Source organism: Curtobacterium sp. ISL-83, from assembly GCF_018613895.1.
GTDB lineage: Bacteria > Actinomycetota > Actinomycetes > Actinomycetales > Microbacteriaceae > Curtobacterium.
Map to the genome: position 1 here is coordinate 35,617 of NZ_JAGGPH010000014.1, position 21,202 is coordinate 56,818.

The window sequence follows — 21,202 nt, forward strand, 5'->3', positions numbered from 1 at the left end:
CTGCTCCGGGAGTCGCACCCACGCGGCGGTGAACCGCAAGAGCGCCCCGCGGCCGTTGCCGTGACGGGCACCCACGGGTGATGCTTCCCCTGCACCGACCGCCGTGCCCCTCCGGGGGACAGCCCGCGGTACCCCCGTCCGGTACCCGAACCGTCGGCCCAAGGACCCCGCCGTCCGCCCTCGCCTGATCCGAGGGCGGGCGACGGCCCGGGCCGGCGGACCGGACGCGCGGCAGACCCGACGGCGGTCGGTGCCGAACTCCCGCTCCGCCACAGTCCCTCCCCCGGCCTGTGTCCTCGAACCGAATGGACATCCGATGTGCGGCATCATCGCGGCGCGCGTGTCTGACGACGCCTCCCCCTACCTGCTCGACGGTCTCGAACGGTTGGAGTACCGCGGCTACGACTCAGCGGGGATCGCCGTCCGGACCGTGGTGGGCGGCATCGAGACCGTCCGGTCGGTCTCGCGGGTCGGTGACCTCCGGACGCTCGTCGCAGCGCGCACCGGGGCTGCCCTCACGGGCGTCGGCATCGGTCACACCCGCTGGGCGACGCACGGCCCCGTCCGCGAGGCGAACGCCCACCCGCACCGCGACTGCTCCGGCCGCATCAGCGTCGTGCACAACGGGATCATCGAGAACGCCGACCGGCTCCGGGCGACGCTCGAGCGCCAGGGGCACGAGTTCCGGTCGGACGTCGACTCCGAGGTCATCTCGCACCTGGTCGAGCGCGCCCTCGCCGTTGACCCGGACCTCATGCTCGCCGTGCAGATCGCGACCGCCCAGCTCGAGGGGTCGTGGGCCATCGTCGTGCTCGACGCCCGCGACGGACGGATGGTGGTCGCCGCTGACCGCTCCCCGCTCGTCGTGGCCCGCTCGGCCCGTGGTGACTTCGTGGCCAGTGACGTCGGCGCGATCGCCGAGTGGTGCGAGACCTTCGTCGCGCTGCGCGACGGCGACGTCGTGGAGCTGGGCGAGGCGTGGTCGTGGTCCTCCCGTGGGATCGCTGTCCCGGTGCCGTTCCCGACGCCGTCCCCGTTCGCCGCCGCGGCGCTCGACCTCGGCGACCACCCGGACCACATGGCGAAGGAGATCGGGGAGCAGCCCGGCGTCGTCGCCGACATCCTCGAGCGGATCGCACGACGGGCCGCCGACGGCAGCATTTGGCTCGGTCTCGGTCTGCCCGTGTTCCGCCGGCTGGCGATCGTCGCCTGCGGGACCTCGTTGAACGCGGGACAGGTCATCGCGACCGCGCTGCGCGGGATCGGCGGCATCCCCACCGACGTCGTCGTCGCGAGCGAGGCCGACCAGGCGGTGCTCAGCCCGGGCACGCTGATCGTCGCGATCAGCCAGTCCGGCGAGACCGCCGACGTGCAGCGGGCGCTCGACCGGTTCGAGGGCCGTTTCCCGGTGCTGGCGCTGACGAACAACCTGCACTCGTCGCTCGCCCGCCGTGCCGACGCGGTGCTCGACTGCCACGCCGGGCCCGAGATCGGCGTCGCCGCGACGAAGACCTTCACGGCCCAGGTGGTGGTCGGTGTCGCGGCCATGATCTCCGAGCTCGTCGCCTCCGGGCGCATCGACCGGCCCCGCGCCGACGCCCTGGTCGGCGAGCTGCTCGACCTGCCCGCGCGCCTGGAGCGCGCCGCCGCGATCGCCGCCGACCGCATCCCGCTCCTGGTGTCGACCGTGCGCGACGCGACCGGCTTCCTGTTCCTCGGGCGCGGTGCGGGCCTGCCGTACGCCGCCGAGGGCGCCCTCAAGCTCAAGGAGCTCAGCTACCGGTGGGCCGAGGCGTACCCGGCGGGCGAGCTCAAGCACGGTCCGCTCGCGCTGGTCGACGACGGCACCCCCGTGGTGGTCATCGACCACGGGGAGCCCCGGATCCAGGCGGCGGTCGCCGAGGTCCGCGCCCGTGGCGGCTTCGTCATCACCATCGGCGGGGAGGGCTCGGACATCCCGGCGCTCGGCCGTCGGGTCGCCGGCGACCTCGCCTGGGGGCACGCGACCGCACCGTGGGGACCGCTCGAAGCCGTCGTGCCCCTGCAGATGCTCGCCCGCGAACTCGCGCTGCAGCTCGGCTGCGACGTCGACAAGCCCCGGAACCTCGCGAAGTCGGTGACGGTCGAATAGCCAGGCACAACCGCTGGAACCGCTTGACGGCGTTCCTCGTCGTCCTCACCGTGCTCGCGATCGTCGGCACGATCGTCGTCATCACGGTGCTCACGCAGGGCCACCCCTGATCAGGGTCGTCCTCGGCGTCTTCCTGGGCGGGGCTGCGATGCTGGTCGCTTGACCACCACAGCCCCGCCCCTCGTCGTCATCGCGCTCCTCGTGGGCGCCGTCCTGCCGTTCGTGCCGCTCGTCGGACGGGTGGCCCGGATCGCCGCGACCATCGCGCACGAGGTCGGCCACGCCGTCGTCGTCGTGCCGTTCGGCGGGCGGATCCAGCGCATCGACCTGCATCCCGACGGCTCCGGCGAGGCGTGGGTCCAGCTCGGCGGCGTCCCCGGGGCATCCGCTGGCTCGTCCGGATCCTCAACCTGTACGCCGGGTACAGCGCGCCGCTCTGGGCCGGTGTGCTCCTGGTCACCGGCGTCCTGCACGGCTCGCGCTGGCTGCCCGTCGTCGTGCTCGCGGTGATCGGACTCGTCGCGCTGCTCTTCGTCCGGAACTGGTTCGGCCTGCTGGTGGCGCTCGCGTTCGACGCCCTCGCGCTCTGGGTGGCGCTCCGGCCCTCGGACACGACCGTGCTCGTGGTCGCGGCGGTCGGCGCGTTCTTCGTCGTCGACGGCCTGCGGTCGGTGGTGCAGGTCGCACGGTGGCTCGTCACCGGGGCGCGCGTGCAGACCGACTTCCACATCGCGGCGGCCGAGATGCGGGTGCCGGCGAGCGTCTGGTTCGTGTTGTTCCTGGTCGTCAACGGCGTCGCCGTGTGGCTCGCGCGGGGACCGCTCGGTGCCGTGTGGGACACGGTGACCGCCGGCGTCCGTTCCCTCGTGTGACGCGGAGCCCGGAGCGGACGGGCCCCGACCGTAACGCGGGGAAGCATTCCCCGTTGCTCACGGGGAAGCCTGCGAGAGTACGACCGACCCGCAACTCCCGGAAGGTACCCCATGGCGAACGAGGACCACGGTTTCACGACCGAACAGGTGCACGGCGGCTTCCTGCCCGACCCCGGGCACGGCGCGCGCGTCCCCGCGATCCACATGTCCTCCGGGTTCCTGTTCGACGACTTCGACCAGGCCCGCGACCGCTTCGCCGGGACCGACGACGGGTACACGTACACGCGCCTGGGCAACCCGACGAACGCCGACGTCGAACGTCGGATCGCGCTGCTCGAGCGCGGCACGGAAGCGATCCTCGTCGGGAGCGGACAGGCAGCCGCGACCGTTGCCTTCCTCGCCCTGCTGCAGGCCGGGGACCACGTCGTGAGCGCCCGGAGCATCTACGAGGGCACCAAGAGCCTGCTGCTGCAGAACCTCGGCCGGCTCGGCATCGAGGTCGACTTCGTCGCCGACCAGCGTGACCTCGACGAGTGGGCGCGGCTCGTCCGTCCGAACACGAAGGTGTTCTTCGCCGAGACCATCCCGAACCCGAAGAACGACGTCCTCGACATCACGGGGGTGGCTGATGTCGCCCACCGCGCCGGCGTCCCGCTCCTGGTCGACAACACGCTCGCCACGCCGTACCTGGTGCGACCGCTCGAGCACGGCGCGGACTTGGTGATCCACTCCGCGTCGAAGTTCCTCTCGGGGCACGGCGCGGGCCTCGGTGGTGTCCTCGTCGACGGTGGGACGTTCGACTGGTCCGCGTCGCCCGACCGGTGGACGCAGCTGACGAGCCCCGAACGCTCCCTCGGCGGCGAGAGCCACGTGGAGCGCTTCGGTCGGCGCGCGTACATCGTGTACGCCCGCGACGTCATCAGCTCCCGCATCGGCCCCACCCCGTCGCCGTTCAACGCCTTCCTCCTCCGCCAGGGCATCGAGACGCTGTCGTTGCGCGTCGAGCGCCACAGCGCGAACGCGCTGGCCGTCGCGTCGTTCCTGGAGCAGCAGCCGGACGTGACGAGCGTCGACCACGCGGGTCTCGCCTCCAGTCCGTACCACGACCTCGCCCAGCGGTACCTGCCGCGTGGAGCGGGTTCCGTCTTCGCCTTCACGCTCGCCGGCGGCGAGCCGGCCGCGCGGGCCTTCATCGACGCGGTCGAGCTGTTCAGCCGGATGACCCACCTGGGCGACGTCCGGTCGCTCATCCTGCACCCCGCCACGACCACGCACGCCGGCCGGACCCCGGAGGAACGCGCCGAGCTCGGCATCGACGACGGACTCATCCGGCTGTCCGTCGGCATCGAGGACGTCGCGGACCTGGTCCGCGACCTGGAGCGCGGGTTCGCCGCGGTCCGCTCGATCGCTGACAGCCACGGCAGCGGCCTGGAGGCACGCCTCGCGTCCGCCACGGAGGTCACCACCGCGACGTCCGCGCCGGCAGCCGGCCCCGCCCAGGGGCACGTCATCGCCGGTGAGGTCTGAGGTGGCCGACCTGCAGCACTTCGGGTACTTCTTCTCACGGGGCTTCGGCCCACAGGCATGGGGCCGCTCCGACTGGGACTGGGGCCACGACTGGACGAAGCCCGACCTGTACCAGCAGTCCGTCCGCGCGCTCGAACAGGCCGGCATGGACCTGGTGATCGCCGAGGACGCGATCTCGCTCGGCAACCCCGCGACCCTCGACCTCCGCATCCGCCAGGCCTACGGCGGCCCGAAGCACGACCCGCTGCTGCTGGCGCCCTACCTGTTCGCGGCGACGTCGCACATCGGCATCGCGCCCACGGTGAACGCGGGCATCACTCCCCCGTACCTCGCCGCCCGCCAGTTCGCCACGCTCGCGCACCTGTCGTCCGAACGGCTCGGCATCAACGTCGTCACCGACGTCGGGAGCGCACGGCACGCCGGTCTCCCGCCCTTGCCGCACGACCAGGCGTACGACCGCGCTGAGGAGTGGATCGGGCTGCTCCGACGGCTCTGGGGGTCCTGGGGGCCGTCCGGCTACGTCGGGGACCCCTCGGACTGGAGCTTCGCGAACGGCGACGCTCTCGACTCGTTCTCGCACGAGGGGGCCTACTTCCGGGCCGACGGCCCGCTCAACGCGCTCCCGCTCGCGTCGGACCCGATCGTGGTCTCCCCCGGCGGGTCCGGACGCGGACTCGCCTTCGCGGGCACGCACTCGGACGTCCAGCTCGCACTCGCACCACTGACGGCCGCCGCGGTGGCCGACTACCGGGCTCGTGTGCTGGGCGCGGCCGCCGACGCCGGGCGCTCCGCCGCGGACCTCCGGATCCTGTTCGTGCTGAAGCCCGTCATCGCGAGCTCCGCGGACGAGGCCGACCGACTGGTCGCCGCGTCCCGGCACCCCTCCGATGACGCCCTGCGAGCCGCGGCGGTCGCGTGGTCGAGCGACTCGGAGACGGACCTGCTGGCGCTCGACCTCGACGCGCCGATCCCGCTCGGTACCTTCGGCGACCACGTCTCCGCCGGCACCGTGCGCGGGCTCGTCGGTGACACGCCGGACGCGCCCCTGCGGGAGCTCCTCACCCGGAAGGCGAGGCTCGGCCGGATCGCGACCAGGGACGGGTTCGTCGGGACCGCCGACGAGTTCACCGACTTCATCGAGGAGCTCGGCAGCGAGGCCGACAACGACGGCATCATCTTCTCCGGCGACCTGCACCCCGCGCAGGTGTACCGGATGCTCGGGGACCTCGTGCCGGCGCTCCGGCGGCGGGGGCTGCTGCGGCGGGAGTACGGCGACGGCGGGCTGCGGGCGAACCTGTTCGACTTCTGACGCCCGGCTGCCCGGCTGGTCCGCTGGTCGGCTGGTCGGCTGGTCGGCTCGTCGGCTGTTGGGCCGCTGACGCGGGCGGACAGCGAAGGGCGCGGTGCCGATCGGCACCGCGCCCTTCGTCCTGTCACCGGCGATCAGTGGTGGATGGGCTCCACGACGCCGGCTTCTTCGACCACCTGGACGTCCTCCGCGGTGCGGAGGATCTCCTCGCGGTTCGAGGCGGAGTTGATCGCCCAGAAGTAGATCACGACCGAGAAGACCGCGATCACGAGGATGTCGACACCGAGCGGGAACACCGGGTTCTTCAGCGGACCGAAGTCACTGAGGAACACGATGAGCCCCATCCCGACCAGGTAGGGCAGCAGCCACTGGGCCGCCTTCCAGTCCCACCGCGGTTGCACGCTGGTCGCACCGCGGAAGACGTTGTTCAGGATGATGACGACCGCACCGATGAGGATCGCGACGCCGAGCTGCCAGTCGGTCTGCCATCCGGTCCACAGGATGATCAGGTTCGCGATGACGAACGCCACCGGGGACAGCACGGACGCGAGCGGCATGCGGTACGGGCGCTCGATCTCGGGGATGCGCTTGCGGAAGGCTCCGAGGGCGAGCGGCGCACCGGCGTACATGAGCACGGAGGCGCTCGTGATGAGGCTGACGAGCGACTGCCACGACGGGAACGGCAGGAAGCAGACGCACCCGATCACGAAGGCGGTGATCAGACCGACCCACGGCACACCGGCGCGGGTGGTCCACTCGAACGCCTTCGGGAAGTAGCCGTTGCGGCTCAGCCCGTAGGAGATACGCGACGTGGCCGTGACGTAGATGAGTCCGGTACCGGCCGGCGAGATGATCGCGTCGATGAAGATGATCACGGCGAGCCAGGTGAGGCCGGCCGCCATCGCGACGTCGGCGAACGGGCCGGTGAACTTCGTGAAGTCCGCCGTCGCCCAGTTGCCCTGGATCGCGCCCGACTGCAGTGCCCCGAGGAACACGATCTGCAGCAGGAAGTAGATCACGAGCCCGATCAGGACCGAGCCGATCACCGCGCGGGGGATGTCCCGCTTCGGGTTCTTCGCCTCACCCGCGAGCTGGTCGGCCTGCTCGAAGCCGAGGAACGCGAAGATGATGCCGGACGTCGAGACGGCCGCGAGGATGCCCTTCAGGCCGTCCGGAGCGAAGCCGTTGGCCGCACCGAAGTTCGACCCGTGGAACCCGCTGAAGCCCAGCACGATGATGACGAGCAGGGGGATGGCGACCTTCCACCAGGTGGCAGCGGAGTTCGTGTTCGCGAGGATCCGGACGCTGAACAGGTTGATCACGGTCACGACCGCCATCAGGAGGATCGCCACCCCGATCCCGGCACCGGTCAGGAGCTGCTGGGTCTCGCCGTTCACCGTCTCGGTGTGCAGCCAGGCGTGCGCGAAGTTCCAGTGCTGCGCGTACTTGATCATCGCCTCGACCTCGATCGGGGCGACCGTGACGGACTGCAGCCACGAGAACCAGCCGAACGACGCGCCCGCGACGCCGCCGAAGGCGATGTGCGGGAACCGCGCGGTTCCACCGGCGATCGGGAACATGCCACCGAGTTCGGCGTGCACGAGGGCGAGGACGAGGACCGCCACACCACCGATGACCCACGAGATGATCGCGGCCGGGCCGGCGGTCTTCAGCGCTTCCTGGGATCCGAAGAGCCAACCGGATCCGATGATCGACCCCGTCGAGGCCCAGATGAGCCCGATGAAGCCGACGTTGCGCTTGAGGCCGGAGTCCGGCAGCTTCTGTGCTGTCGTAGTTGCCACTGTTGCTCCTGTCGAAGAACCACGGCCCCCGTCTCGGGGACCACGATGAATGACTCTGGCACTGTGACAGCAAGTTGGCCGGATTCTGTAACACACTAGAAACACGAGTGCTGTACGAGCGTACAGATTCCGATGCGCGAGTGCGTGTGGCGTCCAGACCGTCCGGACGGCCCGGCGGGTCCCGTTGACTCAGGACTTCTTCTTGCCCGACTTCTTCTTGTCCGACTCGTCGTTGCCGGACTTCTTCGTGGCGGACTGCTTCTTGTCCTGCTTGTCCTGCTTGTCCTTCTTGCTGTCCTTCTTGCTGTCCTTCTTGCTGTCCTTCTCGCTGTCCTTCTCGCTCTTGTCCTTCTTGTCCTTCTTGCTGTCCTTGTCGCGCTTGCTCTTCTTGTCCTTCGTGTCCTGCTTGCCGTCCTTGGTCGAGCCCGACCGTCCTCCGGACGGGTCCTCAGACCGCTCCGAGCGGACGATCGCCTCCGGCGCGACCACGGAGGGCTCGATGCCGTCCACGGGCTCCACGACCACCGCCGAACCGGTGTCGGCAACGATGTCGACCGGCTCCTCCTCGAGGACCGGCGCGAGCGCGTCCGCCACCCGCTCCACCACGAGCTCGGCCCCGTCCTCGGCGAGCCGGACGAGCGCCTGCGCCGCCCGCACACGGGTCGTCGTCCTGCGCGCCAGCACATCCGCGCGGGCTCCCTCGAGGAACGCCCGCAACGACCGCTCCACCGCCGACCGACCACGCGGCGCGGACCGGTCGAGCCGGTCGAGTTCCCCGGCCACGCCGGCGACGTCGTCCTCGACGTGCTCGAGTCGGACGGACTGGATGAGCGCCGCGACCACCGCTGCCGCCCGCTCGACCGCAGCGGAACGCTGGTCGAGGACGACGAGCATCTCGAATGCGGTCCCGTAGGTCACCGTCTCGACACGGACAGGCTCGGCGCCACGACCCCGCACGACCAGCCGCGCTTCCGGGGTCGGCAGCCAGGCCACCACGGCCGCCACGGTCGCGACGGACCCGACCACCCGCTCGTACTCGGCGAGCCCGAACGGCCCCTGGTCTCGCAGACGGACTCGGATCGCGATCTCCCGCACCACGGACGGCACCTCTCGTCTCCTCGACGCGGGCCGATCCCTGCGCCTGCTCGGAGCGTAGCCCTCACACGTGGCAGGAACACGAACGCCCCGCACGAGGCGGGGCGTTCGGTGGGAACAGTGTGACAGCGGCCGTCCGTCGGCGATGGTGGAGATGGGGGGAATCGAACCCCCGTCCATCGCTGCAATTCGACGTCTTCTACGGGCGTATCCGGATGATTCGTTCTGCTCGGCCCCGTCCTTTGCTACCGGCATCTAGGACGACGGGCCCAGTCTCAGTGCAAGTCCCGCACGGCCCTGAGGCGCAACCGTGCAGCAAGTCCTCTGGATGACGTCGGGATCAGGTTAGGGGACGGTCACCTGGCCGACGGACTTCATGTGCTGGGCTGCTTACGCAGCGAGAGCGAAGTCAGTGCGCTTGGAATTGGCACTTGTTGTTTTCCACGGATCGTTCACGAGATGACCGTGGGTCCTCGGCCCGCTTCCCGTCGGCACACAGGCAATGTCGAAACCGATCATCCCCGTACGGGCCGGCGGACGAGCCGCTGTCACACTGTTGAGTTCCCAATCGCTCCTGGAGGAGCAGTTCGCTCCCGGAGGAGCAGCTGTTCAGTCTAGCTGACCAGACGCTGACGCGCCAGGCCGTCTCGGACGAGCCTACTCGCCCACCCGGTTCCGAGTGCGCATCGCACGCTCGGCCTCGCGCTTGTCGGTCTTCTCGCGCATGGCCTGACGCTTGTCGAACTCGCGCTTGCCCTTGGCGACCGCGATCTCCACCTTCGCCCGGCCGTCGTGGAAGTAGATCTGCAGCGGAACCAGCGTGTAGCCACCCTGCGCCGTCTTGTGCGAGATCTTCACGATCTGCTGCTTGTGGAGGAGCAGCTTGCGCTTCCGCCGAGGCGAGTGGTTGTTCCACGTGCCCTCGGTGTACTCGGGGATGTGCACGGCGTCGAGCCAGGCTTCGCCGCCGTCGATGAAGGCGTACCCGTCGATGAGCGACGCGCGCCCTTCGCGCAGGGACTTCACCTCGGTGCCGGAGAGCACCATGCCCGCCTCGTACGTGTCCTCGATCAGGTAGTCGTGACGGGCTCGACGGTTCGTTGCGACGACCTTCTCACCGCGTTCCTTCGCCATGACGTCTCCTCTCGATGACGGGCTGCCGGCACCGATCGCGCCGCGCAGCCCTCCAGCCTAGTGAACACGACACGGACCGCGCACCTTCCCGGCGCGCCGCCCCCCCCGCCGCCGCGTCGCCCGCCGGTCGGCCAGCCGGCGGGCGGTCGGTCCGTCCGTCCGTCCGTCCGTCAGACCTTGAGGTACCGGCGGATCGCCACGAACGCCGACAGCGCCGCGAGCAGCACCCCGATGACGATCACCGCCGGCACGACGATGGCCGCGTCACCCATCCCGATGAACGCCGTCCCCGTGAACCGCTTCGACAGGTAGTTCCGGACGAAGAACCACACGACCGCGACGATCGCACCTCCGGCCAGGACAGCCCCGATGGCAGCGGCGATCACCCCCTCGAGCACGAACGGTGTCTGGATGAACCGGTTCGACGCTCCCACGAGTCGCATGATGCCGAGCTCTCGCCGTCGACTGAACGCCGACAAGCGGATCGTCGTCGCGATGAGGAGCACGGCGGCGATGAGCATCAGGGACGCTATGCCGATCGCGGTGTACGACGACGCGTTCAGCAGGTTGAAGATCGGTTGCAGGTACCCACGTTGGTCGACCACGCTCTGCACGCCGGCGACCTTCGACAGACTCTCGACCAGGACATCGGCCTGCGACGGGTTCTTCAGGTTCACCCAGAAGGTCTCGTTGAGGTACTCCGGCTTGACGAACTCCGTGGCGGGCGAGTCCTTGAACTGCTGCTTGAAGCGCGTGTACGCCTGGTCCTGGTTCTCGTAGTACGTCTTCTCGATGTACGGCTTGAGCGTCGTCGAGTCGAGCTGCGCCTGGACCTGCTTCCGCTGGTCGTCGGTCGCCTTCGCACCCGTGCAGTTGCCGGTGGTGTCGGTGTCGGTGCACAGGTAGACGGCGACCTGCGCCCGGTCGTACCAGTACCCCTTCATCTGGTTGATCTGCATCTGGAGCAGGATCGCGGTCCCGACGAAGGTCAGCGAGATGAAGGTGACCAGGACGACGGAGACGACCATCGACGCGTTGCGCCGCAGGCCCGAGGAGACCTCGGACATGACGAGTCCGAGCCTCATCGGATGAGCCCGGGGATGGTCTGGATGCCGGTGGTGTTCGAGACACCGGGACGGACCACCGGGAGCGCCTGCGTCTGGTACCCGCCCGACTGCTCGTCACGGAGGATCGTGCCGTTGGACAGCTCGATCACGCGGCGCTGCATCTGGTTCACGATGCTGGCGTCGTGGGTCGCCATGAGCACGGTGGTGCCTCCCTGGTTGATGCGTTCGAGGAGCGCCATGATGCCGGCGGAGGTCGTGGGGTCCAGGTTGCCGGTGGGCTCGTCGGCCAGCAGGATCGCCGGCTTGTTCACCACGGCGCGCGCGATGGCGACACGCTGCTGCTCGCCACCGGACAGTTCGTGCGGCATGCGGGTCGCCTTGCCGGCGAGTCCCACGAGCTTCAGCACGTCGGTCACGGCCTCGCTGATGAAGCCCTTGCTCTTGCCGATCACCTGGAGCGAGAACGCCACGTTGTCGAAGACGTTCTTGTTCGGCAGGAGCCGGAAGTCCTGGAACACCACGCCGAGATTGCGACGGAAGTAGGGGACCTTGCGCGAGGACAGCGTGCCGAGCCGCTGGCCGAGCACGTGGATCTGGCCGCGGGACGGCTTCTCCTCCTTGAGCACGAGGCGCAGGAAGCTGGACTTCCCGGAGCCGGACGCGCCCACGAGGAAGACGAACTCGCCCTTGAGGATCTCGAGGGAGATGTCGTCCAGCGCGGGACTCGGGTTGCCCGAGTAGACCTTGGTGACCTGGTCGAATTTGATCATGACCGGTTCAGGGTAGGTCGCCGAGCCTGGAACGCAAGCGAGGCGCGCGGCTCAGGAAGCGTCGCGCTGCTTACGCCACCGGATCCCGGCGTTGATGAACCCGTCGAGGTCACCGTCGAACACCGCTGAGGGGTTGTTCACCTCGTGCTCGCTCCGCAGGTCCTTGACCATCTGGTAGGGCGCCAGCACGTAGTTGCGGATCTGGTCGCCCCAGCTCGCCGTGATGTTGCCGGCGAGTTCCTTCTTCTTCGCGTTCTCCTCTTCCTTCTTCAGGAGCAGGAGGCGCGACTGCAGCACGCGCATGGCGGCGGCACGGTTCTGGATCTGCGACTTCTCGTTCTGCATCGACACCACGGTGCCGGTGGGCAGGTGGGTGAGGCGGACGGCGGAGTCGGTCGTGTTGACGGACTGCCCGCCGGGGCCGGAGGACCGGAAGACGTCGACCCGGATGTCGTTCTCCGGGATGTCGATGACGGCGGTCTCCGGCATGAGCGGGATGACCTCGACCGCGGCGAAGGACGTCTGGCGCTTGCCCGCGGACCCGAACGGCGACATGCGCACGAGTCGGTGCGTGCCGGCCTCGACCGACAGGGTGCCGAACGCATGCGGTGCGTCGACCTCGAACGTGGCGGACTTGATGCCGGCTTCTTCGGCGTAGGACGTGTCCATCACGGTGGTCTTGTAGCCGTGCTGCTCGGCGTACCGCAGGTACATGCGCATGAGCATCTCGGCGAAGTCCGCGGCGTCGACACCACCGGCACCGGCGCGGATGGTGATGACGGCCGGGCGGTCGTCGTACTCGCCGTCGAGGAGCGTCTGGACCTCGAGCTCGCCCATCACCTTCTCGATCGACTTCAGCTCGTCACGGGCCTCGATCGCCGACTCTTCGTCCTCGGCCTCGTTCGCCATCTCGACCAGGACCTCGAGGTCGTCGATCCGCTGCTCGGTCTCGGCGAGCTTCCGGAGCGCGGTCTGCCGGTGGGACAGCGCGCTCGTCACCTGCTGTGCGTGGTCGACGTCGTCCCAGAGGTCCTGGGCACCGGCCTGCTCGCTCAGCTCGTCGATCTCGCGCTGCAGACGCTCGACGTCGATCACGGTGCGGATGTTGCCGAACGTCACGCGGAGTGCGGAGATCTGCTCGTTGAAGTCCAGTTCGACCATGGTCCCCGATCCTACCGGCGCGCACCCGGCACGGCCGACTGGAGGCGCGGATCACCTCCGACACGCGGCCGCGGCCCCGCCGTCGTGCCCGGTCCCCCACCCCGCGCACCGGAGCGGGGACGGCACGCCCGGTGCGTCAGCGGCCGAGCGACGGCGTGCGGGACGCCATGCCCGCGACCCCGGCCCGCGCGACCGCGTCCGGCAGCGCCGTGAGGAAGGCGTCGACGTCCGCCTCCGTCGAGGTGTGGCCGAGCGTGATGCGCAGCGCACCGCGGGCGTCGTCCTCGCTCAGTCCCATCGCCAGCAGCACGTGGGACGCCTCGGGGACGCCCGCCTGGCACGCGGAGCCCGTGGACACCGCGACCCCCGCCGCGTCGAGCAGGAACAGCAGCGAGTCCCCCTCGCAGCCGGGGAACGTGAAGTGCGCGTTGCCGGGCAGCCGGTCGACCGGGTCGCCCATCAGCACGGCCGAGGGCACGGCGGCCCGCACACCGGCGACCAACCGGTCCCGGAGTGCCGTCACGTCGGCGTGCGGCACCGACGCGGCGACCCCGAACGCCGCGGCCGCCGGCGCGTCCTGGGTGCCGCTCCGCACCTGTCGCTGCTGGCCGCCGCCGTGGATCAGTGGCTCGACGGTGGCCCGGCGGCCGAGCACGAGTGCGCCGATCCCGACCGGGCCGCCGATCTTGTGCGCGGACACGCTCAGGGCGTCGAGTCCGGAGTCGCGGAAGGACACCGGCACCTGCCCGTAGGCGGCGACCGCGTCCGCGTGCACCGGAACGCCCGCGGCATGTGCCAGCGCGACGATCCGCGTGACGGGCTGGATGGTGCCCACCTCGTTGTTGGCCCAGAGGAACGTGACCAGCGCGACGTCGTCGGCGGAGGCGAGCCGTGCCTCCAGTCCGGCCAGGTCCACGCGACCCTGCGCGTCCAACGGCACCACGTCGACGACGGCGCCCTCGTGCTGCTCGAGCCACGCCACCGTGTCGACGGTGGCGTGGTGCTCGCCCGCCGGCACGACGATCCGGGGGCGTGCCCGGTCGCGCTGCCGGGCCCAGAACAGCCCCTTGACGCCGAGGTTGATGCTCTCCGTGCCGCCGGAGGTGAAGACGACCTCCACCGGGTCGGCGTCGAGGGACGCGGCCACCGCCGCACGGCCGTCCTCGAGCAGCATCTTCGCCTGCTGGCCCGCGCTGTGGATCGAGGAGGGGTTGCCGACCGTCCCGAGCGCGGCCGTGAAGGCGGCGAGCGCCTCCGGCAGGATCGGCGTCGTCGCAGCGTGGTCGAGGTAGACGGGCACAGTGCTGTCGGTGTGGATGGCGTACTCCCTGGAGCGGACGATTCCAGGATACGCGCGCGTCCTCGTACCCTTGGGCCATGCACGAGACCGTCATCGACCACCCCGCGGGGTTCCTCCTCGGCGACGGCGTCGCTCGGTACACGGTGCGGTCCGCGACGGCGACGGCCGTGACCCTCGTCGTGCAGCACGCCGACGCCTCCGGGTCGACGTCGTTCCCGCTCGAGCGGGTGGCGGACTCCGACGCGTGGACCGCCGAGACGCCCGGGGTCACCCCCGGCGACCGGTACCACCTGCTCGTCGACGGTCCGGACGGGCCCCGGCACGACTTCGACCCGGCACGTCCGCTGCTGGACCCGTACGCACGCGGGATCGAGCGGGCGGCTGCTGAGGACGACGCCGTCGGCACCGGGACCGGCCCCGGTGCGGCTGCCCAGCGCTGGACGGGCGTCGTGGTCGACGACTCCTTCGACTGGGGCAGCGTCGTCAAGCCCGCGACCCCGCTCGACCGTGCGGTCGTGTACGAGGCGAACGTCCGCACCCTGACCGCCGCGAACCCCGCCGTCCCGGAGCACCTCCGCGGCACGTACGCGGGGGTCGCGCACGAGAGCACCATCGCGCACCTGCACCGCATCGGGGTCACCACCCTCGAGCTCCTGCCGGTGCACGCGTTCGACACCGAGCACTGGCTGCAGGAAGCGGGACGCGAGAACGCCTGGGGGTACAACACCCTCGGGTTCTTCGCCCCGCACGCGGCGTACGCGTCCGCCGACGCACGGGCGGCCGGCACCTCCGCCGTGCTGCGCGAGTTCAAGGGCATGGTCCGGCTGCTCCACGAGGCCGGGATCCAGGTCGTGCTCGACGTCGTCTACAACCACACCGCGGAAGAGGGGCTCGGGGGTCCGACGAGTTCGCTCCGCGGTGTCGACGGTGCGAACCGCTACCGCTGGGCGGCGGACGACACCTACTTCGACACGACGGGCTGCGGGAACACGCTCGACACCTCGGTCGAGGCCACCGCGGACCTGGTGGTCGACAGCCTCCGGTACTGGGCGCGCGACGTGCAGGTCGACGGGTTCCGCTTCGACCTGATGGCATCGCTCGCCCGGGATGCCGACCACGTCTTCGATCCCGCTCACCCCCTCCTCGAACGGATCCGGAACCACCCGGACCTGCAGGACGTGCTCGTCATCGCCGAACCGTGGGACGTCGGACCCGACGGGTGGAAGACCGGCTCGTTCGGTGCGCGGACGAGCGAGTGGAACGACGGGTTCCGGAACACGGTGCGGCAGTTCTGGTTGACCGACATCGCCGAGGAACGCCGGAACGGCGCCCCGAGCACCGGGATCGGTCGGTTGGCGCACGCCCTGACCGGTTCCCAGGGCCTGTTCGGTGCCGAGCGCGGGCCGCTCGCGGGCGTCAACTTCGTCACCGCGCACGACGGCTTCACGCTGCTCGACCTGGTCGCGTACGACGGCAAGCACAACGAGGCGAACGGCGAGGACAACCGCGACGGCACGAACGACAACCGGTCCTTCAACCACGGCATCGAGGGCGAGACCGCCGACCGCGGCGTCCGGGCGGCCCGTGGTCGTTCGATGCGGAACCTGCTCGGCACGCTCATGCTGTCGGCCGGCGTGCCGATGCTCACCGCAGGTGACGAACGGAGCCGGACCCAGCACGGCAACAACAACGCGTACGTGGTGTCCGACGACCTGACCCCCGTCGACTGGTCCGACCACGAGGACGCCGAGGCGATGACCGCGTCGTTCGCGGCCCTCGCCCGCCTGCGGTCCGCGCACCCGGCGCTCCGACCGTCGCGCTTCGGCGTCGAGGGGCAGGAGACCCCCGGGGCTGCGCGGATGAGCTGGTACGGGCCGGACGGGCACCCGATGACGATCGAGGGCTGGGACCAGCCGATCCACCGCGCGCTCCAGTACTTCGTGGAGTCGGCGCCGGAGCACGAACCGGCGGACCGGGTGCTGGTGGTCGTGCACGGCAGTGGTCGCACGCGGGACATCACCCTGCCGGTGCGCGAGGACGTCGTCGGGTTCCGACTCGCCTGGTCGAGCGAGAAGCACCGCGACCACGAGCGGCTCCGGCCGGCCGGGCAGGTCTTCACGGCTTACGGGCCGGGGATCCACGTGTTCGAGATCGCCTGATCCGTCCCGTCGGGCGGACCGACGGAGTCCACGGGTGGGATGCATCCGGCGGATCGGACGGGAGGCGCGTGGCGGCGCCGCCACGCGCCTCCCGTCGTTCCTCCACACCCGTCCGGCGCGCCCGGCCGTCCACACCGAGCCGGGTTTCCGGGGAACGTCGCGGCGCTGGACGGGTAGCGTCGACTCCGTGGCCACCGCAGACCGACCCCGGCGACCGAAGCCCGGGCGCATCCCGATCACCGAGCTCGCTCCGACGACTCCCAATGGTTACCCCGGAAAGGCGTTCGACGGCGAGGTCATCACCTTCGGCGCGACCGTCTTCCGAGAAGGACACGGCGTCATCGGCGCCGACCTCGTCCTCGAACGTCCGGACGGCGGTACCCGCACGGTGCCGCTCGCGCCGGGCGCACCCGGCACCGACCGGTTCGAGGCGACCGTCCAGGTCGACCACGTCGGCGTCTGGACCTGGCACGTCGAGTCCTTCGCCGACGACTGGGCGACGTGGTTGCACGCCGCCCGACTGAAGATCGCGGCCGGTGTCGACACCGAGGCGACGCTGCTCGACGGCGCCGTCCTGCTCGACCGCCTGGCCGTCGAGACCGACTCCCCCGCCGCCACGCGGGCGGCCGCTCGTGTCCGCGACACCGACCTCGACCCGGCCGAGCGCCTGGCCGCCGTCGACGACCCGCGCATCGTCGCCGAGGTCGAGGACTCGCCCCTGACCTCGCTGCGGACGACCTCGCCGACGCAGCTGCTCGACGTCGAGCGCACCCGCGCCGGCGTCGGCGCCTGGTACGAGTTCTTCCCCCGGAGCGAGGGCGCGAAGAAGAACCCGGACGGCTCGTGGAAGAGCGGCGACTTCCGCACGGCGGCTCGCCGTCTGCCCGGCGTCGCCCGGATGGGCTTCGACGTCGTGTACCTGCCGCCGATCCACCCGATCGGTTCGACCGCGCGCAAGGGACCGAACAACACCCTGACGCCGGGGCCGAACGACCCGGGCAGCCCGTGGGCCATCGGCTCGGCCGAAGGCGGCCACGACGCGATCCACCCCGAGCTGGGGACCGAGGACGACTTCCGCGACTTCGTCGAGACGGCGAAGAACAGCGGGATGGAAGTCGCGCTCGACTTCGCGCTCCAGTGCTCGCCGGACCACCCGTGGGTCAGCGAGCACCCGAACTGGTTCACCCAGCGCGCCGACGGTTCGATCGCGACGGCCGAGAACCCGCCGAAGCGGTACCAGGACATCTACCCGATCCAGTTCGACAGCGATCCGGAGGGGCTGGTCGCCGAGGTCGAGCGCGTGCTCCGGCACTGGATCGCCTTCGGCATCCGGATCTTCCGCGTGGACAACCCGCACACCAAGCCGCTGTGGTTCTGGGAGCGCGTGATCCGCGAGATCCGTGACGAGCACCCGGACACCGTCTTCCTCGCCGAGGCGTTCACCCGCCCCGCGATGATGCGCGCCCTGGCCGAGGTCGGGTTCCAACAGTCCTACTCGTACTTCACCTGGCGGAACACGAAGGACGAGATCCAGGACTACTTCGAGGAGCTCTCGCACGAGACCAGTGCGTACCTCCGGCCGAACCTGTTCGTGAACACGCCCGACATCCTGTCCGAGTACCTGCAGTTCGGCGGTCGCGCCGGGTACAAGGTGCGCGCTGCCCTCGCGGCGACGGGTGCCCCGACGTGGGGGATGTACTCGGGCTACGAGCTCTTCGAGGACGTCGCCCGTCCCGGTTCGGAAGAGAACATCGACAACGAGAAGTACGAGTACAAGCCCCGTGACTTCGCGCTCGCCGAGTCCGAGGGCGCGAGCCTCGCGCCGTACGTCACCATGCTGAACCGGTTCCGGCAGGCGCACCCCGCCCTCCGGCAGCTGCGGAACCTGCACGTCCACGACGCCGAGGACCCCGCCGTGGTCGTGTACTCGAAGCACCTGCCCGGTCGGTACATCCGGTCCGGCCGCGACGACACGGTGATCATCGTCGCGAACGTCGACCCGCACTCCGTCCGGGAGACCACCGTGCACCTCGACCTCGCCGCCCTCGGCCTGCCGCCGGAGACGTCGTTCGACGTCCGCGACGTCGTGACCGGGCAGCGCTGGGTCTGGGGCTCGTCGAACTACGTCCGCCTGGACGCCTTCCAGGAACCCGTGCACCTGCTCGTCGTGGAGGGACCACACCGATGACCAACACCGACCCGAACGAGCCGAAGCGGCCGACGCCGCAGCCGCCGACACCGACACCGCCAGCCGCGGCCGAGCAGCCTCCGCAGTCCGGTCGCGGGCAGGGTCCGAGCGTCCCGCCGGTCCCGCCTCCGCCACCCCAGGTGCTCCCCCGGCTGATGCCCGCTGACACGCCGCGACCGACCCATCCGGTCGAGCACGTCGAGCCGCCGGCCGCCCGGTACGAACCCCGTGTCTCCGGACCTGGCGAGGACATGCCCGGTGCGCCCCCCGTCGTCCGGGAAGCCCCGGACCGCGGTGTCCCGGAGTCGGCGACGCTCGCCGGCAGCACGTCCGGTGCGGCGCACCCACGGCACCTGACGACCGACGCGGTCGGCAGTGCGGCGGACGCCGGGTCCTCCGACGACGGCCCTGACGCTCCCAGTGCGTCGCCGGACGCTCCCGCTGCGCACCGGGCGCCCGCTCCGCCAGCCGGATCGGACGACCCCGCCGGCGGCAGCACGGGGCCACGTCCGGCACCCGTCGAGGAGTGGCTCCGGCAGCAGGTCGCCGAGGCCCGCTGGTCGCAGCCGCACGACGTCCTCGGGCCGCACCCCGTCGACGGCGGCACGAGCATCCGCGTCGTCCGCCACCTGGCGACGGCCGTGCGGATCGTCCGACCCGACGGGGACGACGTCGAACTCACCTCAGAGGGCGACGGGCTCTGGGCCGGTGCCACCACGGGCGAGCTCGGCCGGTACCGGGTGGAGGCCGACTACGAGGACGACGACACGTGGACCACCGACGACGCGTACCGCTTCCCCGCCACCATCGGCGAGATCGACCTGCACCTGTTCGGTGAGGGCCGTGACGAGCAGCTGTGGCACCACCTCGGCGCGCACGTCCGTACCGTCGACGGCGTCGAGGGCGTGGCCTTCACCGTCTGGGCGCCCCGTGCGACGGCCGTCCGGGTGATCGGCGACTTCGAGGGATGGGAGGGCCGGACAACCGCGATGCGCCGGCTGACCGACCTCGGCATCTGGGAGCTGTTCTGGCCCGGCGCCCGTCCCGGCCAGCGCTACAAGTTCCAGATCCTGACCGACTCCGGGTGGGTGGAGCGGGCGGACCCGTTCGCCCGCCAGGCTGAGGTACCGCCGCTGACCGCGTCTGTCGTGACCACGTCCGACTACACGTGGTCCGAGGGCGACGCGGCCTGGATGGCCGAACGTGCCACCTCCACGACGCACGACCGGCCGATGAGCGTGTACGAGATCCACCTCGGCTCCTGGCGTCCCGGGCTGAGCTACCGCGAGGTCGCAGACCAGCTCATCGGGCACATGCAGTACACCGGGTTCACCCACGTCGAGTTCCTGCCGCTCGCAGAGCACCCGTTCGGCGGTTCGTGGGGCTACCAGGTCACCGGGTACTACGCGCCGACGTCCCGCTTCGGGTCGCCGGACGACCTCCGGTACCTGATCGACCGGCTGCACTCCGCCGGCATCGGCGTCATCATGGACTGGGTCCCCGGACACTTCCCGAAGGACGAGTGGGCCCTCGGCAAGTTCGACGGCTACGCACTGTTCGAGCACCCGGACCCCCGCCGCGGCGAGCAGCTCGACTGGGGCACCTACGTGTTCGACTTCGGGCAGCCGCAGGTCCGGAACTTCCTGGTCGCGAACGCGCTGTACTGGTTCGAGGAGTTCCACATCGACGGGCTGCGCGTCGACGCGGTCGCCTCGATGCTGTACCTCGACTACTCCCGCACCGAGTGGCTGCCGAACGTCCACGGTGGGCGCGAGAACCTCGAAGCGATCTCGCTGCTGCAGGAGACCAACGCGACCGCGTACAAGCGCTACCCCGGCATCGTGATGATCGCCGAGGAGAGCACCTCGTGGCCGGGCGTCACCGAGCCCACGAGCGCCGACGGTCTCGGGTTCGGTCAGAAGTGGAACATGGGGTGGATGCACGATTCGCTGCAGTACATCGAGCGTGAGCCGGTGTACCGCAGCTACCACCACGACGAACTGACGTTCTCGTTCGTGTACGCCTTCAGCGAGCACTTCACCCTGCCGATCAGTCACGACGAGGTCGTGCACGGCAAGGGGTCGCTGTACGGCAAGATGCCCGGCGACGAGTGGCAGAAGCTCGCGAACGTCCGGGCGTACCTGGCGTACATGTGGGCACACCCGGGCAAGCAGCTGCTCTTCATGGGCCAGGAGTTCGCCCAGCCGTCCGAGTGGTCCGAAGCCCGCGGGCTCGACTGGTGGCTCCTCGACGACCCGGCGCACCGTGGCATCCAGGACCTCGTCGCCGAGCTGAACCGCGTGTACCGCGCGTCGCCGTCACTGTGGACACACGACTCCTCGGCCGAGGGCTTCGAGTGGATCGAGGGCGGCGACGCACCGCACTCCACGATCGGGTTCCTCCGGAAGGCCGGCGACGAACGCGTGGCCGTCTTCGTGAACTTCTCCGGTGTCCCGGTCGAGCGGCGCTTCGGGTTGCCGACCGCCGGCGTCTGGGAAGAGGTGCTCAACTCCGATGCCACCGCGTTCGGCGGCTCGGGCGTGGGCAACCTCGGTGGCATCACCGCCGAGGACACCCCGTGGGCCGGACGCCCCGCGTCGGCCCACATCGTGGTGCCGCCGCTCGGCGCGGTCTGGCTGCGGCTCGCGGACTGACCCCGCGCACCGCGACGGACGGGAGGCCCGGTG

Annotated in this window: 15 protein-coding genes, 1 other RNA gene and 1 pseudogene; 8 read left to right on the forward strand and 9 right to left on the reverse strand. The window is 70.5% G+C overall.

Annotated features, from left to right (window positions below; translation table 11 throughout):
• The first annotated feature begins 316 nt into the window (after nt 1–316).
• Entirely contained in the window at nt 317–2,131 is a 1,815-nt protein-coding gene (gene glmS, locus J7E22_RS14330) for a glutamine--fructose-6-phosphate transaminase (isomerizing) (protein WP_214982510.1), read from the forward strand.
• Nucleotides 2,132–2,221: 90 nt separating this feature from the next.
• Here the strand turns inward: glmS and J7E22_RS17700 are convergent, their stop codons facing one another.
• Nucleotides 2,222–2,464: a hypothetical protein gene (locus J7E22_RS17700; protein WP_251009190.1), complete on the reverse strand. Its 243-nt coding sequence runs from the start codon at nt 2,462–2,464 to the stop codon at nt 2,222–2,224.
• Here J7E22_RS17700 and J7E22_RS18430 point away from each other — a divergent pair.
• From J7E22_RS18430 to J7E22_RS14350, 4 genes and pseudogenes are all read left to right on the forward strand, one after another.
• Complete coding sequence (locus tag J7E22_RS18430) at nt 2,372–2,641, forward strand: M50 family metallopeptidase (protein WP_374193280.1); 270 nt, start codon at nt 2,372–2,374, stop codon at nt 2,639–2,641. The genes J7E22_RS17700 and J7E22_RS18430 overlap by 93 nt on opposite strands.
• Nucleotides 2,530–3,003 (forward strand): annotated as a pseudogene (locus J7E22_RS14340) (M50 family metallopeptidase); the annotation flags it as partial. The gene J7E22_RS18430 and the pseudogene J7E22_RS14340, both read left to right, overlap by 112 nt.
• Before the next feature lie 111 nt (nt 3,004–3,114).
• The gene (locus tag J7E22_RS14345; protein ID WP_214982513.1) at nt 3,115–4,530 is read left to right on the forward strand and encodes an O-acetylhomoserine aminocarboxypropyltransferase/cysteine synthase family protein; all 1,416 of its coding nucleotides are present in this window, start codon (nt 3,115–3,117) and stop codon (nt 4,528–4,530) included.
• 1 nt (nt 4,531) lies between these two features.
• The gene (locus J7E22_RS14350; protein ID WP_214982525.1) at nt 4,532–5,839 is read left to right on the forward strand and encodes an LLM class flavin-dependent oxidoreductase; all 1,308 of its coding nucleotides are present in this window, start codon (nt 4,532–4,534) and stop codon (nt 5,837–5,839) included.
• A 134-nt stretch (nt 5,840–5,973) separates the two neighbouring features.
• Here J7E22_RS14350 and J7E22_RS14355 read toward each other — a convergent pair whose 3' ends face one another.
• The 8 genes from J7E22_RS14355 to J7E22_RS14390 form a co-directional block, all read right to left on the reverse strand.
• Entirely contained in the window at nt 5,974–7,641 is a 1,668-nt protein-coding gene (locus J7E22_RS14355; protein WP_214982514.1) for an APC family permease, read from the reverse strand.
• A gap of 189 nt (nt 7,642–7,830) precedes the next feature.
• Nucleotides 7,831–8,739 carry a hypothetical protein gene (locus J7E22_RS14360; RefSeq protein WP_214982515.1) on the reverse strand — a complete coding sequence of 303 codons (909 nt, stop codon included), beginning with the start codon at nt 8,737–8,739 and terminating at the stop codon, nt 7,831–7,833.
• Nucleotides 8,740–8,882: 143 nt separating this feature from the next.
• Nucleotides 8,883–9,259, reverse strand: a transfer-messenger RNA (tmRNA) gene (gene ssrA, locus J7E22_RS14365).
• Nucleotides 9,260–9,393: 134 nt separating this feature from the next.
• Entirely contained in the window at nt 9,394–9,870 is a 477-nt protein-coding gene (gene smpB / locus J7E22_RS14370) for an SsrA-binding protein SmpB (RefSeq protein ID WP_214982516.1), read from the reverse strand.
• Nucleotides 9,871–10,040: 170 nt separating this feature from the next.
• On the reverse strand, nt 10,041–10,955 hold the full coding sequence (gene ftsX, locus J7E22_RS14375; protein ID WP_214982517.1) for a permease-like cell division protein FtsX: 915 nt from the start codon (nt 10,953–10,955) through the stop codon (nt 10,041–10,043).
• On the reverse strand, nt 10,952–11,707 hold the full coding sequence (gene ftsE, locus J7E22_RS14380; protein WP_214982518.1) for a cell division ATP-binding protein FtsE: 756 nt from the start codon (nt 11,705–11,707) through the stop codon (nt 10,952–10,954). The genes ftsX and ftsE overlap by 4 nt, the downstream gene beginning before the upstream one ends.
• Nucleotides 11,708–11,758: 51 nt before the next feature.
• Nucleotides 11,759–12,868 (reverse strand): peptide chain release factor 2, encoded by a 1,110-nt coding sequence (prfB, locus tag J7E22_RS14385; protein WP_214982519.1) that lies wholly within the window; start codon nt 12,866–12,868, stop codon nt 11,759–11,761.
• A 136-nt stretch (nt 12,869–13,004) separates the two neighbouring features.
• Complete coding sequence (locus tag J7E22_RS14390; protein ID WP_214982520.1) at nt 13,005–14,168, reverse strand: cysteine desulfurase family protein; 1,164 nt, start codon at nt 14,166–14,168, stop codon at nt 13,005–13,007.
• A gap of 77 nt (nt 14,169–14,245) precedes the next feature.
• Here J7E22_RS14390 and glgX point away from each other — a divergent pair, with 77 nt between their 5' ends.
• The 3 genes from glgX (at nt 14,246) to glgB (ending at nt 21,169) form a co-directional block, all read left to right on the forward strand.
• On the forward strand, nt 14,246–16,327 hold the full coding sequence (gene glgX / locus J7E22_RS14395) for a glycogen debranching protein GlgX (RefSeq protein ID WP_214982521.1): 2,082 nt from the start codon (nt 14,246–14,248) through the stop codon (nt 16,325–16,327).
• Nucleotides 16,328–16,514: 187 nt separating this feature from the next.
• Complete coding sequence (locus J7E22_RS14400; RefSeq protein WP_308159265.1) at nt 16,515–18,515, forward strand: alpha-1,4-glucan--maltose-1-phosphate maltosyltransferase; 2,001 nt, start codon at nt 16,515–16,517, stop codon at nt 18,513–18,515.
• Nucleotides 18,512–21,169, forward strand: coding sequence for a 1,4-alpha-glucan branching protein GlgB (glgB, locus tag J7E22_RS14405; protein WP_251009191.1), 2,658 nt, complete (start codon nt 18,512–18,514; stop codon nt 21,167–21,169). The genes J7E22_RS14400 and glgB overlap by 4 nt, the downstream gene beginning before the upstream one ends.
• Nucleotides 21,170–21,202: the final 33 nt, after the last annotated feature.

What these genes read in the sequence shown, in the direction of transcription:
- glmS (WP_214982510.1), top strand. Translation starts at nt 317, where the DNA reads ATGTGCGGCATCATCGCGGCGCGCGTGTCTGACGACGCCTCCCCCTAC.
- J7E22_RS14345 (WP_214982513.1), top strand. Translation starts at nt 3,115, where the DNA reads ATGGCGAACGAGGACCACGGTTTCACGACCGAACAGGTGCACGGCGGC.
- prfB (WP_214982519.1), bottom strand. Translation starts at nt 12,868, where the DNA reads ATGGTCGAACTGGACTTCAACGAGCAGATCTCCGCACTCCGCGTGACG.
- glgX (WP_214982521.1), top strand. Translation starts at nt 14,246, where the DNA reads ATGCACGAGACCGTCATCGACCACCCCGCGGGGTTCCTCCTCGGCGAC.
- ftsX (WP_214982517.1), bottom strand. Translation starts at nt 10,955, where the DNA reads ATGAGGCTCGGACTCGTCATGTCCGAGGTCTCCTCGGGCCTGCGGCGC.
- ftsE (WP_214982518.1), bottom strand. Translation starts at nt 11,707, where the DNA reads ATGATCAAATTCGACCAGGTCACCAAGGTCTACTCGGGCAACCCGAGT.
- J7E22_RS17700 (WP_251009190.1), bottom strand. Translation starts at nt 2,464, where the DNA reads ATGCAGGTCGATGCGCTGGATCCGCCCGCCGAACGGCACGACGACGAC.
- smpB (WP_214982516.1), bottom strand. Translation starts at nt 9,870, where the DNA reads ATGGCGAAGGAACGCGGTGAGAAGGTCGTCGCAACGAACCGTCGAGCC.
- glgB (WP_251009191.1), top strand. Translation starts at nt 18,512, where the DNA reads ATGACCAACACCGACCCGAACGAGCCGAAGCGGCCGACGCCGCAGCCG.